The organism is Rhodococcus sp. MTM3W5.2 (assembly GCF_001984015.1).
In the GTDB taxonomy this organism is placed as follows: domain Bacteria; phylum Actinomycetota; class Actinomycetes; order Mycobacteriales; family Mycobacteriaceae; genus Rhodococcus_G; species Rhodococcus_G oryzae.
In genome coordinates this window covers 3,952,426-3,964,676 of sequence record NZ_CP019572.1, presented here as the reverse complement: position 1 = coordinate 3,964,676, position 12,251 = coordinate 3,952,426, and the positions used below count along the sequence as shown (strand labels likewise).

10 protein-coding genes, 1 tRNA gene and 1 pseudogene are annotated in these 12,251 nt (G+C 69.4%); 7 read left to right on the top strand and 5 right to left on the bottom strand.

Translation table 11 applies throughout. The features are described 5' to 3' along the window. Positions 1-7: 7 nt before the first annotated feature. On the bottom strand, positions 8-787 hold the full coding sequence (locus tag BTZ20_RS17850) for an SDR family NAD(P)-dependent oxidoreductase (protein ID WP_077042278.1): 780 nt from the start codon (positions 785-787) through the stop codon (positions 8-10). 122 nt (positions 788-909) lie between these two features. Continuing rightward, a complete protein-coding gene (locus tag BTZ20_RS17845; RefSeq protein WP_083742738.1) occupies positions 910-2,586 on the bottom strand; it encodes a sulfatase-like hydrolase/transferase in 1,677 nt (558 codons plus the stop codon). Between the two features lie 305 nt (positions 2,587-2,891). Here BTZ20_RS17845 and BTZ20_RS17840 point away from each other — a divergent pair, with 305 nt between their 5' ends. From BTZ20_RS17840 to BTZ20_RS17820, 5 genes and pseudogenes are all read left to right on the top strand, one after another. Further along, positions 2,892-4,397: a CoA-acylating methylmalonate-semialdehyde dehydrogenase gene (locus tag BTZ20_RS17840; protein WP_077042277.1), complete on the top strand. Its 1,506-nt coding sequence runs from the start codon at positions 2,892-2,894 to the stop codon at positions 4,395-4,397. 7 nt (positions 4,398-4,404) lie between these two features. After that, positions 4,405-5,544: pseudogene (locus BTZ20_RS17835) on the top strand (isobutyryl-CoA dehydrogenase); the annotation flags it as partial. A 4-nt stretch (positions 5,545-5,548) separates the two neighbouring features. Further along, complete coding sequence (locus BTZ20_RS17830; RefSeq protein WP_411269081.1) at positions 5,549-6,682, top strand: enoyl-CoA hydratase/isomerase family protein; 1,134 nt, start codon at positions 5,549-5,551, stop codon at positions 6,680-6,682. After that, the gene (mmsB, locus tag BTZ20_RS17825) at positions 6,679-7,593 is read left to right on the top strand and encodes a 3-hydroxyisobutyrate dehydrogenase (RefSeq protein ID WP_077042276.1); all 915 of its coding nucleotides are present in this window, start codon (positions 6,679-6,681) and stop codon (positions 7,591-7,593) included. Before BTZ20_RS17830 ends, mmsB begins: the two co-directional genes overlap by 4 nt. Continuing rightward, the gene (locus BTZ20_RS17820; RefSeq protein WP_077042275.1) at positions 7,590-8,366 is read left to right on the top strand and encodes an enoyl-CoA hydratase; all 777 of its coding nucleotides are present in this window, start codon (positions 7,590-7,592) and stop codon (positions 8,364-8,366) included. Before mmsB ends, BTZ20_RS17820 begins: the two co-directional genes overlap by 4 nt. Positions 8,367-8,396: 30 nt before the next feature. On the opposite strand, the gene BTZ20_RS17815 is transcribed toward BTZ20_RS17820, so the two are convergent. From BTZ20_RS17815 to BTZ20_RS17805, 3 genes are read right to left on the bottom strand one after another with little or no spacing between them, the layout of a single operon-like run. Beyond that, entirely contained in the window at positions 8,397-9,275 is an 879-nt protein-coding gene (locus tag BTZ20_RS17815) for a hypothetical protein (protein WP_189636500.1), read from the bottom strand. Between the two features lie 27 nt (positions 9,276-9,302). After that, the gene (locus BTZ20_RS17810) at positions 9,303-9,836 is read right to left on the bottom strand and encodes a MarR family winged helix-turn-helix transcriptional regulator (protein WP_077042273.1); all 534 of its coding nucleotides are present in this window, start codon (positions 9,834-9,836) and stop codon (positions 9,303-9,305) included. A gap of 39 nt (positions 9,837-9,875) precedes the next feature. Beyond that, the gene (locus tag BTZ20_RS17805; RefSeq protein WP_077042272.1) at positions 9,876-10,700 is read right to left on the bottom strand and encodes an SDR family NAD(P)-dependent oxidoreductase; all 825 of its coding nucleotides are present in this window, start codon (positions 10,698-10,700) and stop codon (positions 9,876-9,878) included. 114 nt (positions 10,701-10,814) lie between these two features. Here BTZ20_RS17805 and BTZ20_RS17800 point away from each other — a divergent pair, with 114 nt between their 5' ends. Both BTZ20_RS17800 and BTZ20_RS17795 read left to right on the top strand, forming a co-directional pair. Next, on the top strand, positions 10,815-12,008 hold the full coding sequence (locus tag BTZ20_RS17800; protein WP_077042271.1) for an MFS transporter: 1,194 nt from the start codon (positions 10,815-10,817) through the stop codon (positions 12,006-12,008). A 61-nt stretch (positions 12,009-12,069) separates the two neighbouring features. Next, positions 12,070-12,140 (top strand) — tRNA-Cys (locus tag BTZ20_RS17795). The last annotated feature ends 111 nt before the right edge of the window (positions 12,141-12,251 follow it).

The following is a 12,251-nucleotide window of genomic DNA, read 5'->3' as shown; positions in this document are numbered from 1 at the left end:
CCGACTTCTACATGCGCTGCGAGGAGATGTTTCCGCCGTCGACGACCAGCTCGCTGGCCGTGATGTAGCTGGCCTCGTCGGACAGCATGAAGCGGACCACTCGGCCGACCTCTTCCGGGCGGCCGAGGCGGCCCATCAGGATGCGGCGCTCGAACGTGCCCTCGGGCAGCAGATCGACGGTGGGCTGCAGCATCGGGGTGAGGATCTGTCCGGGGGAGACGCAGTTGATGCGGATGCCGTCGGGCCCGAGCCGGTCGGCGAGCGAGCGGACGACCGCGAGCATGCCGCCCTTGGCGGCGCTGTACACCGGGTTGATGGCGTTGCCCAGGTGCGCGTTGATCGACGAGATGCCGACGATCGCGGAGCCCGGGTTCGCCTTGAAGTCCGGCAGCAGCTCCTTGGTGAGCAGCACCAGCGGGCGCAGGTGGGTGTTGATGCCGAGGTCCCACACGTCCACAGTGACGCCCTCGAGCGAACCCTGGTCGACGACGCCCGCGGCGTGCACCAGTCCGCCGATGTTCGGCAGCGCGGCGCGGGTGGTGGCCAGCGCGTCGGCATACAGGTCGGGGTTGCTCAGGTCGACGGCGACGCCGATCGCGTCGACGCCGAACTCGGCGGCGATGGCCTCGGCCTCGGTCTTGGCCTTCGCCTCGTTGAGGTCCCAGAGGGCGACCGGACGGCCGGCCTCGGCGAGGGAGCGGGCGGACGCGAGGCCGATGCCCGACGCGCCGCCGGTCACGATGACGGCGGTCGTAAGGGTCGCGGGGGTGTTGGTGGCTTCAGACATGTACCCAGCGTCGACCCGCCCGGGGGCGCCCACAACCCCCTCGTCCCGCTCAGCGGCTACGCCGCCCGTGAGTCCTTCTGGCCCGCTACGGGACCAGAAGGACTCATGGGCGGCGCAGCCGCCTACAGCCCGCGGGCCGGGGTGGTGCCCGTCCGAGCCATCGCGGCGAACAGCCCGGCGTGCATGGCAGCGGCCTGCTCCGGGGCGTAGTAGCCGACGTTGAGCGGGTTGGCGCGGTTGTGCATCTCGAGGGGGTCGTCGACCAGGTCGTACAGCTCGTACTGCGGCGAGGCGACGCCCGCCGGATCGAAGTACGCGGAGTATTTCCAGCGGGTGTCCCTGATGCAGCGGATGTGGTTGGGCTGGGTGACGATGAACTGGCCGTCGGGGGTGGCGCAGTTCTGGTCGTCGTAGGTGAACAGGATGCTGTCCTGCACCGCCGCGGTGGGGTTGTTCGGGTGCGCGGCGGCGTCCGCGACCACCGGCATCAGGTCGGTGCCGAGGAATCGCCATGCGGAGGGGTCCGCGCCCGCGAGGGTGGCCAGTGTGGGCACCACGTCGATGAGCGAGGCCATGGCGTCCGTCTGCACGGGCCTCGGGAACATCACCGGGTTGCTGATGACGAGGGGCACCCGGAGCGTTTCCTCGTAGGCGTTGAAGATCTTCTGGCGCAGGCCACCGTGCGAGAGTCCCATCTCGCCGTGGTCGGACATCCGGACGATCACCGTCCGGTCGATCAGCCCCTGCTTGGCCTCGAGCGCGTCGAGGACGGCGCCGATGTGGTCGTCGACCACCTTGTGCATGTAGGCGTAGAAGTTCACGTAGTTCTGTGCCGCCTGGGGGCCGATCAACGGGCCGAGCCCGGCCGCGAGCAACAGCTGAGACTGGATCTGGGCGGTCGGCTTGTGATTGAGCGCGAGCATCTCGTCGACGCTGGGCGGCAGCGAGATGCCCTGGTTGAACGCCTGCGTCGCCTCGGTCCCGTAGTTGTTGCATGTGCCGTTCAGCGCGTCCCACGTCTGGGGGTAGGCCAGCACGTCGTGCGGGTTGATGAACGAGACGATCAGCGCGAACGGCGCGCCCCCGTCGCCGCCCTGGCCCCCGATGAACTCGACCGCCTCGTTCGCGATGCGTTGGTCGATGTCGGCGCAGCCGCCGCCGAAGTGATCCGGGTTGGTGTCCTGCCCGCCCTCGGGCGGGACCCAGCCCTGGAACCCGTAGGCCGCGATGTCGGCGCTGCTCGGGTCGCCGCCCGCCGCGCCCTTGCTCATGTGCCACTTGCCGCGGTAATGGACGTTGTAGCCGGCGGATTCCAGCACCCGGGCCATGTTCTGCTCGCCGACCTGCAGCTGCGGTTCGGTGGGCGAGACCGTCCCGCCCTCGGTCAGGGTGGCGGTGACCCCGTGCTGGGCCGGGTAGAGGCCGGTGAAGAAGGTGCTTCGGCTGGGGGAGCACATCGCGCTGTTGCAGAAGGACCGGGTGAAGGAGAGCCCGTGGTCGGCGAGGCGTTTGCGGTTCGGCAGGTTCACGTCCGCCCAGCCCGCGGGCCAGTGCATCGGGTGCCGCTCCTGATCGGTGATGATCACGACGATGTTCGGGCGATGGATGGGTGTGCCTGCCCCTTCGGCGGCCGTCGCCCGCGGACCGGTCGAGCCGATCCCGGCCACGCCGGCCGCGACAAGGGCGCCCGCGGCGCCGAGGAAGGTCCTGCGGGTCGTCGCCGCGGAGATTCCGGCGGACCCGTCCGAGCAGTGAGGTGATTCGATCGCGCACGGGTCGGGTTCGGTCTGGGGCTCCATCGGGCGATCTCCATCCTGAGACGAGAGAGTGCAGCTGACAGGTTCTTGCCCATTCGCGCGCGCCCGCCGGCGGTCCGGCCGGCACCTTGTGACCGTGATTGTTCTCCGTCGGCGGCGTCCCTACCCCCTGTTTCGGATGATCTTGTTCGACGGGACCGGGACCCTCGCCTGGTCGGCGCAACCTCTAGACATACATGGACATCCAACTATAGGATGACAACATATCCGGAACTCCGCACCGCGCACCCGTGGGATGCCATGGGGTCGGCGCGGGCATTCGCCCTAGCGAGAACAGGTCCAAGAAAATGGTTCAGGAACTCACCCACTTCGTCGGTGGCAAGCGCGTCCCCGGCACCTCCGACAAGTTCGGCGACGTCTACGACCCCAACACCGGTGAGGTGCAGTCGCGCGTGCCGCTCGCCGACAAGGCCGAGACCGAGGCGATCATCGCCAACGCGGTTGACGCTCAGCGTGAGTGGGCCGCGTTCAACCCGCAGAAGCGTGCCCGCGTCCTGATGAAGTTCCTCCAGCTCGTGCAGCTGGAGATGGATTCGCTCGCGCGACTGCTCTCCTCCGAGCACGGCAAGACCATTCCCGACGCCAAGGGCGACATCCAGCGTGGCCTCGAGGTCATCGAGTTCTCGCTCGGCGCTCCGCACCTGCTCAAGGGCGAGTACACCGAGTCCGCGGGCACCGGCATCGACGTGTACTCGATGCGGCAGCCGCTCGGCGTCGTCGCAGGCATCACCCCGTTCAACTTCCCGGCGATGATCCCGCTGTGGAAGGCGGGACCGGCGCTCGCCGCGGGCAACGCCTTCATCCTCAAGCCGTCCGAGCGTGACCCCTCGGTGCCGCTGCGCATCGCCGAGCTGTTCGTCGAGGCCGGGCTGCCCGCAGGCGTGTTCAACGTGGTCAACGGCGACAAGGAGGTCGTCGACGTGCTGCTCACCGACGACCGGGTCAAGGCGGTCGGCTTCGTCGGCTCCACCCCGATCGCGCAGTACATCTACGAGACCGCGGCCGCCAACGGCAAGCGCGCCCAGTGCTTCGGCGGGGCCAAGAACCACGCCATCGTGATGCCCGACGCCGACCTCGACGAGGTCGCCGACGCCCTGATCGGTGCCGGCTACGGCTCCGCAGGCGAGCGCTGCATGGCCATCTCGGTCGCCGTTCCCGTCGGCGAGGAGACGGCAGACGCTCTCGTCGCGAAGCTGAAGGAGCGCGTCGCCAAGCTGAAGATCGGCCGCAGCGACGACGAAAGTGCCGACTTCGGTCCCCTCGTCAGTCAGGACGCCCTCGACCGCGTCAACAACTACGTGCAGATCGGCATCGACGAGGGCGCAACGGCGGTCGTCGACGGCCGCGGCTTCACCCTCGAAGGCCACGAGGGCGGGTTCTTCGCCGGCGCCACCCTCTTCGACAATGTCACCTCGGACATGCGCATCTACAAGGAAGAGATCTTCGGACCCGTCCTTCAGGTGGTTCGCGCCGCCGACTACGAGGAGGCGCTGCGCCTGCCGACCGAGCACGAGTACGGAAACGGCGTCTCCATCTTCACCCGTGACGGCGACACCGCGCGTGACTTCACCGCTCGTGTCAACGTCGGCATGGTCGGCGTCAACGTCCCGATCCCCGTGCCGATCGCGTACCACACCTTCGGCGGCTGGAAGCGGTCCGGTTTCGGCGACCTCAACCAGCACGGCCCGGACTCCTTCCGCTTCTACACCAAGACCAAGACGGTCACGCAGCGCTGGCCTTCGGGCACCAAGGAGCACGCGACCAACCACTTCGTCATCCCGACGATGGATTAGGAACACCATGTTCACCCTGACCGATGACGAGCGGGCGATCAGCGACACCGCTCGGGACTTCGCCTCGGAGTACTTGGCCCCCAACGCGATCGAATGGGATCAGACCAAGCACTTCCCGGTGGACGTGCTGCGCAAGGCCGGCTCGCTCGGCATGGGCGGGATCTACATCAGCGAGGACGTCGGTGGGTCGGGACTCACCCGGCTCGACGCCGTCCGGATCTTCGAGCAGCTGGCCAAGGGCTGCCCGTCCATCGCCGCCTACGTGTCCATCCACAACATGGTCACCTGGATGATCGACTCCTTCGGGACCGACGAGCAGCGGCACCAGTGGGTGCCGGCACTGGCCTCGATGGAGCACCTCGGCAGCTACTGCCTGACCGAGCCGGGTGCCGGCTCCGACGCCGCGGCCCTGAGCACCAAGGCCGTGCGGGACGGCAACGACTACCTGCTCACCGGGGTCAAGCAGTTCATCTCCGGCGCGGGCACCTCCGACGTCTACGTGGTGATGGCCAGGACCGGATCCGCAGGCGCCAAGGGCATCTCGGCGTTCATCGTCCCGAAGGGCGCCGAGGGCCTGTCCTTCGGAGCCAACGAGAAGAAGATGGGCTGGAACGCGCAGCCGACCCGTCAGGTGATCCTCGACGAGGTGCGGGTGCCCGCCGCCAACCTGCTCGGTCAGGAGGGCGACGGATTCCGCATCGCGATGTCCGGGCTCAACGGCGGCAGGCTGAACATCGCGGCGTGCTCGGTCGGCGGCGGCCAGGCCGCGCTGCAGAAGGCGGTCAACCACCTGGCCGAGCGCAAGGCGTTCGGCTCGCCGCTGCTCGACTCGCAGGCGCTGCAGTTCCAGCTCGCGGACATGCGGACCGAACTCGAGGCCGCACGCACCCTGCTGTGGCGGGCCGCGGCCGCGCTCGACGAGGACGCGAACGACAAGGTCGAACTCTGCGCGATGGCAAAGCGATTCGCCACCGACACCGGATTCGACGTAGCCAACAAGGCACTACAGATGCACGGCGGGTACGGCTACCTGTCCGAGTACGGATTGGAGAAGATCGTGCGTGATCTGCGGGTCCACCAGATCCTCGAGGGCGCCAACGAGATCATGCGGGTGGTCATCGCCCGCTCCGTCGTCGGAACGGCGGGGCAGCGTGAGCGCGGGCGCAGCGGAGGTGACCGAGGCGGAGGTGATCGTCGACAAGCGCGACGGCCTCGGCCTGCTCACCCTGAACCGGCCCAAGGCGATCAACGCGCTCAACCACTCGATGGTGCACCAGCTCGCGGCGGCGCTGGCGGAATGGGCCGACGACGACGAGGTGCGCGCGGTGGTGCTCACCGGCGCGGGGGAGCGCGGGCTCTGCGCCGGCGGCGACATCGTCTCGATCTACCACGACGCCCAGGACGGCGGCGACGGCTCGCGCGAGTTCTGGCGCGACGAGTACGTGCTCAACGCCGCGATCGCGAGCTACCCCAAGCCGTACGTCGCGATCATGGACGGCATCGTGATGGGCGGCGGCGTCGGGGTGTCCGCGCACGGCAGCGTCCGGATCGTCACCGAGCGCTCGATGATCGGAATGCCCGAGGCCGGAATCGGATTCGTGCTCGATGTGGGCGGCACCTACCTGCTCTCGCGTGCCCCGGGTGAGCTCGGCACCCACATCGCCCTCACCACCGCGCGGCTGACCGCGGGCGACGCCATCGCCTGCGGGCTGGCCGACCACTTCATCCCGTCCGGCCGCGTGCCCGCCTTCCTGGCCGCGCTCGCCGCCGGGCCCCTTGAGCGCGCGCTCGAGGAGTTCACCGAGCCCGCACCCGAATCCGCGTTGCTGGCGCAGAAGGGGTGGATCGGCGACGCCTACTCGGCGGACACCGTCGAGGAGATCGTCTCGCGGCTGCGGGACAGCGGGATCCCGGCGGCCGCGGACGCGGCGGACCAGATCCTCGCCAAGTCGCCGACCGCGGCGAAGGTGACGCTGCGCTCGCTGCGCCGCTCGCGCGACCTCGACAGCCTCGAGGAGGTGCTGAACCAGGAGTACCGGGTGTCCTCGGCCTGCCTGGATTCTCACGACCTCGTCGAGGGCATCCGCGCGCAGGTGGTGGAGAAGGACCGCAATCCCGCCTGGTCGCCCGCCACCCTGGAGGCGGTCACGGACGAGCAGGTGGATCGGTTCTTCGCGGGTCTGGGGGCGTTCGAGCTCGGCCTCGTCCCCGGCGGACACACCCATAGCTCGATCACTCTCGGCAACACCCAGGAACTCAGCAGCGTTGGGGAAGGAAAGTCATGAGCGCCGCAGGCAACCTCCGGATCGGCTTCATCGGTCTCGGTCACATGGGCGGCCCGATGGCCGCGAACCTGGCCAAGGCCGGATACCAGGTCAACGGCTTCGACCTGGTGCCGGCGGCACTGGAACAGGCCACCCGCGACGGCATCTCGGTCGTCGCGTCCGCCGCCGACGCGGCGGCAGGGGCGGACATCGTGATCACGATGCTGCCCAGCGGCAAGCACGTGCTCGGGCTGTACGAGGGCGGACTGCTCGAGGCCGCGGCCCCCGGCACGCTGTTCATCGACTGCTCGACCATCGACGTCGCGGATGCCCGCCAGGCCCACGACCTCGCGGTCAAGGCCGGGCACCGCGGCATGGACGCCCCCGTCTCCGGCGGCGTGGCAGGCGCGACCGCGGGCACGCTGGCCTTCATGGTCGGCGCGGACGAGGCGGACTTCGAGTCGGCGCGACCGCTGCTCGAGGTCATGGGCGCCAAGGTCGTGCACTGCGGCGCATCCGGCGTCGGCCAGGCCGCGAAGATCTGCAACAACATGATCCTCGGCGTGTCCATGATCGCGATCAGCGAGGCGTTCGTGCTCGGCGAGAAGCTCGGTCTGAGCAACCAGGCGCTGTTCGACGTGGCGTCCAACGCGTCCGGCCAGTGCTGGGCCCTGACCAGCTACTGCCCGGTGCCGGGACCGGTGCCGACCAGCCCGGCGAACAACGATTACCAGCCGGGCTTCGCGGCTGCCCTGATGGACAAGGATCTCGGCCTGGCCGCGAACGCCCTGCGCGGCAACGGTGTTCCCGGCGAGCTGGGTCTTCGGGCCGCGGAGATCTACTCCCGGTTCCACGAGGAGACCGGCGGCACGCTGGACTTCTCCGCCATCGTCAACGACATCCGCCGACGTGCGAACGAGGAGAACGCGTGAGCGACTTCGAGACCATCCTGCTCGAACGCAAGGGCAGGGTCGGCGTCATCACGCTGAACCGGCCGAAGGCGCTCAACGCGCTCAACGCCCAGCTGATGGGCGAGGTCGTGGCCGCGGTCGTCGACCTCGAGCGCGATCCGGAGATCGGCGCGATCCTCATCACCGGGTCCGAGCGGGCCTTCGCCGCGGGCGCCGACATCAAGGAGATGGCGCCGAAGTCGTACATGGACATGTACCTCGACGACTGGTTCGCGGCGTGGGATCGCCTCGCCTCGGCCCGCAAGCCGACCATCGCCGCGGTCGCCGGCTACGCGCTGGGCGGCGGCTGCGAGCTGGCCATGCTCTGCGACATCATCCTCGCCGCGGACAACGCCAAGTTCGGCCAGCCGGAGATCAAGCTCGGGGTGATCCCGGGAATCGGTGGCTCGCAACGGTTGACCCGCGCCGTCGGCAAGACGAAGGCGATGGACCTGTGCCTGACTGGGCGCAACATGGACGCGGAGGAGGCCGAGCGCGCCGGCCTGGTCTCGAGGATCGTGCCCGCGGCCGACCTGCTCACCGAGGCGTTGGCGACGGCGACGACCATCGCCGAGATGTCGCTGCCCATCGCGATGATGGCCAAGGAGAGCGTGAACAGGTCCTTCGAGACGACCCTCACCGAGGGTGTCCGCTTCGAGCGCAGGGTGTTCCACTCGACGTTCGCGACCGCGGACCAGAAGGAAGGCATGGCGGCGTTCGTGGACAAGCGGGCGCCGAAGTTCACCAACAGCTAGGAATGGCCCGGCTTCACCAGCCGCCGCGCTTCACCAGCCGCTGAGCGCCGGACCTCGGCGTGAGGACGGCATGCCGGTGGCGGCGGCGAGGAGCACTGCTCCTCGCCCCGCCACCGAGGCCGGTTCCGGCGGCATGACCACCGGGATCCGCAGCAGCGCCTCAAGGCGTGAGCCAAGAGCCGGGGTGTGTGCGCCGCCGCCGAGCAGCACGATCGACAACGGGGTGGTGCCCGATTCACGGATCATGCTGCGCAGCACCGTGCTCGAGTGGGCGACGGCGTCCGCGGCCAGTCCCGCCAGATCGTTGTTCGTCAGCACTTGGCAGGCGCCGGTCTCCGGGTCCTTGGCCGTGACGATCCGCTCGAACCCGAGCTGCTCCTTGAGATCGCGGCACGCCGCCTGCTCGAGGTGGATCCCACGGCCCGCCAGGTGCTGCTGCACGAGACGGTCGAACTGGTCCCCGCCGACCACCGCGCTGCGGCGCGCGGCCAGCACCTCGCCGGACACCGTGTCCGCCACGCAGGCGGCCAGCCCCGAGCTCCCCACGTCGTAGAGCAGGACCGAGCCGCGGCGCGGCAGCCGACCGGTGAACCTGAGATACCGCAACTGGGCGGAGGTTTCGGGAACCACCCGCACGTGCTGCCGGGTGGTCGCGGCGGTGGCGCTCTCCACCACATCGGGATCGATGCCGGTGCGCAGGGTCACCGCGGTCGCGCCGATGAACGCGGACTGCTCTACGGCGGTGGCGCGCAGGGTGCGGATCGCGGAGATGACCGGCTCGCCGATGGTCGTGCCGGGGCGCCGCCGAACGTCGCAGCGTGCCACCGGTTCGTGATGCGGTCGATCCGAGTGCGCCAGCACCGCGCGCGCTCCACTAGCGCCCGCCGACACGCCAAGAACCAGCACCAACGTCGCACTCCTTGCTCGCTGATCAGCTCACCACTTGGTGGGTGCGTCCCCGGTGTCGAAGTCGCCCGCGCTACGGCGGAGCTCCGCGAGAATCCGCACGAGGGTGTCGAGCTTATCGGCGGACAATCCGGGTTGAGCGAAGACCTGGGTGTTGAGCTGCTCGGTGGCCGTGAGAGCCAAATCGCGGCCGGCCTGGGTGATTTCGATCAGAGTAGCGCGACGGTCGCTCGGATGCGGAACTCGGCGAACGAGTTTCGCGGATTCGAGCCGATCGACGGCGTTGGTGACGCTGGTCGGGTGCACCTGGAGACGCGCGCTGGCCTTCGCCATCGGCAGGGCGCCGGTCCTGGTGAAGGTGAGCAGCGTCAGTAGTTCGTACCGCGAGAAGGTGAGCCCGGTCGGCTTGAGCACCTCTTCGACCCGGGCCATCATGATCTGCTGCGCGCGCATCAGCGAGGTGACCGCGGCCATCCCGTCCGCGACATCGCCCCAGCCGTGCTCCTCCCATTGGCGGTGGGCCTCCTCGATCGGATCGAGTGGCAAAGGTGACGAAGGCGGCATTCCGCCATCATCCCACGCCGACCGCCACCAGCAGGTATCTCAGGGCGCGGTCGGCGCCAGGTGGCCAGTCAGGCGGTCGGCCCTCAGCCGCAACAGGTCGTCGGCGCGTTCGGGATGGGTGTAGATCCAGAACCGCCCCGCGGCCAGACCCTCGAACATCGTGTCCGCGGCCTGCTCTGGGGTCACCCCGTTCTCGCGGAGGAATGCCTCCATCCGGTCCCGGGTGGCGGCGCCGGCCGGACCGTCCGACCCGGCGGACTCGTAGATCGCGGTGTGCACCGGGCCGGGCAGGAGCGCCGCGACGGTGATCGGCGCCCGCTCGGCGGCGAGTTCGATTGCCAGGCACTCCGTCATGGCCAGGGTCGCGTGCTTGCTGGCGCAGTAGGCGGCCTGGGTGGGGACGGTGGTGACGGCCCCGATCGAGGCGGTGTTGACGATGTGCGCGGGCCCGCCTGCCGCGAGCATCCGCGGGACGAAGGCGCGGATCCCGTGGAAGACGCCGGTGACGTTGACGCCGAGGACGCGGTCGAAGCGCTCCGGGTCGAGCTCCCACAGCCGTCCGGTGCTGTCGATGCCCGCGTTGTTGACCAGCAGGCGCACCGACCCGAACCGGTCCGCGGTTGCCGCGGCCAGCCGTTCGAGGTCATCGGGGTCGGTCACGTCGCAGCGCACGGCGAGTGCCTCGGCTCCTGTGGCGGCGATCTCGCGCGCCACCTCGTCGAGCCGGGCGCCGTCGAAGTCGGCCAGTACCACGCGCATTCCGAGCCCGGCGGCCCGGCGGGCGATCGCCTCGCCGATTCCGGAGGCCGCCCCCGTGACGACCGCGGTGGTGCCCGCCAGGTCCCGCAAGTCGAATGCAGTCATGACCGAACCGTAGGAGCCAGGGCGCGGCCGGGCACCGCCGCTTCCCTGTCAGCGGGAGTCGATCGCGGGGGCGGCCGAGCCGTCGCGGTAGCGTCGGCGGCGAAGGAGAGAGTCTTGACGCAGCCGCACACACCCTGGCGCCAGCACGCCCTGATCCAGGCGGTGTTCTTCCTGATGGGCGCAGAGCTGTTCCTGGCGTCCCCGCTGCTGCCGACCATCTCCGGGGACTTCGGCACCAGCATCGCCGCCACCGCCTGGGTGGTCACGGTGTTCGGTCTGTCCTATGCGATCGCCAGCCCCCTGGTCGGGGCGCTCACCGAACACCTGCCGCGTCGACGGGTGATCCTGTCCGGGATCGCGGTTTTCGCGACCGGTGAGTTGTTGTGCGCGCTGGCGCCGGGACTCGGCTGGTTGCTCGCGGCCCGCGCGATCGGCGGTATCGGCGGAGCCCTCGTGGGTCCGGCGATGTGGGCCTATCTGGCGGAGACCGCGGCGCCGCACGAACGTGGCCGCGCGATCGCCAGGGGGTCGGCCGCCTATGCGGGCGGTCAGATCGTCGGGGTTCCTTTGGCGACGTTTGCCGCGGCCGGGTCGAGCTGGCGGTTCGCCTTTGCGGCGGTCGCGCTCGGACTGGTGGCGGCGGGCACACTGATCGCATTGCGGCTGCGCGAATCGGTGCGGGCAACCGCATCGTCCGGTCGGCCGCTGTCTGCGCTGAGGTCCTCGTTCGGGCTGTGGAAGGTCGGGGTGTTCCGGACCATCATGGCCGGCAACTTCTTTGTGCAGGCCGCTCGCCTCGGCACCTACGCATACGCGGGAGCGCTGTTCGCTACGAAGTTCGGTTTCGAGACCGGGGTGCTCGGACTGGTGGGCATGGTGGTCGGGATCGGTTCGCTGATCGGCTCGATGGTTTCCGGACCGCTGATCGACCGGTGGAGTTCGGCGGGCAGGCACGTCTCGGAACTGAGCGTCGGGTGGGGCCTGGTGCTGGCGGTGGCGCTGGGGGTCGCGGCGACCGCGGAGACCTGGCAGGTGTGCGTTGCCGGGTTCGTGCTCGCGTTCTTCTGCGGCACTGCGTTCTTCAGCACCGCACAGGTGTACCTGACCACCGTGATGGCCGAGCGTCGTGCGCCCGCGGTGTCCTGGAACAACTCGGTGCTCTACATCGGCACGGGTGCGGGCACCACCGTGCTGGGCCTCACGACGCTCGGCGGCACCGCCTTCGCGGTGTGCTCGGTGGCGTTCGCCCTGCTGGCCGCCGGGTTCAGTGCGCTGTCGGCGCTGCGGCGGCCGAGCCCGGCGGACTAAGAATCACGCTGAGCCGAACCCTGGTCGGATCGCCTGCGCGTCGGCAGAGTGTCCTATCGATGCGGGTGTGGCTGAGTGGTTAGGCACCGGCCTGCAAAGCCGTCAACACGGGTTCGATTCCCGTCACTCGCTCAAATGTCGGGGCCGGCCAGCAGGGGCCGGCCCCGATTCGTCTGCGCGGTGGCCTCGGTCGAGGGGGCCGGCCACGTCGAGTGGCGACAGAAAGAAACCATCTGGAACGTT

Excerpts from the sequence above, each read along its gene's own strand:
- BTZ20_RS17850 (WP_077042278.1), bottom strand. The coding sequence starts at position 787 with ATGTCTGAAGCCACCAACACCCCCGCGACCCTTACGACCGCCGTCATC.
- BTZ20_RS17845 (WP_083742738.1), bottom strand. The coding sequence starts at position 2,586 with ATGGAGCCCCAGACCGAACCCGACCCGTGCGCGATCGAATCACCTCAC.
- BTZ20_RS17840 (WP_077042277.1), top strand. The coding sequence starts at position 2,892 with ATGGTTCAGGAACTCACCCACTTCGTCGGTGGCAAGCGCGTCCCCGGC.
- mmsB (WP_077042276.1), top strand. The coding sequence starts at position 6,679 with ATGAGCGCCGCAGGCAACCTCCGGATCGGCTTCATCGGTCTCGGTCAC.
- BTZ20_RS17810 (WP_077042273.1), bottom strand. The coding sequence starts at position 9,836 with ATGCCGCCTTCGTCACCTTTGCCACTCGATCCGATCGAGGAGGCCCAC.
- BTZ20_RS17805 (WP_077042272.1), bottom strand. The coding sequence starts at position 10,700 with ATGACTGCATTCGACTTGCGGGACCTGGCGGGCACCACCGCGGTCGTC.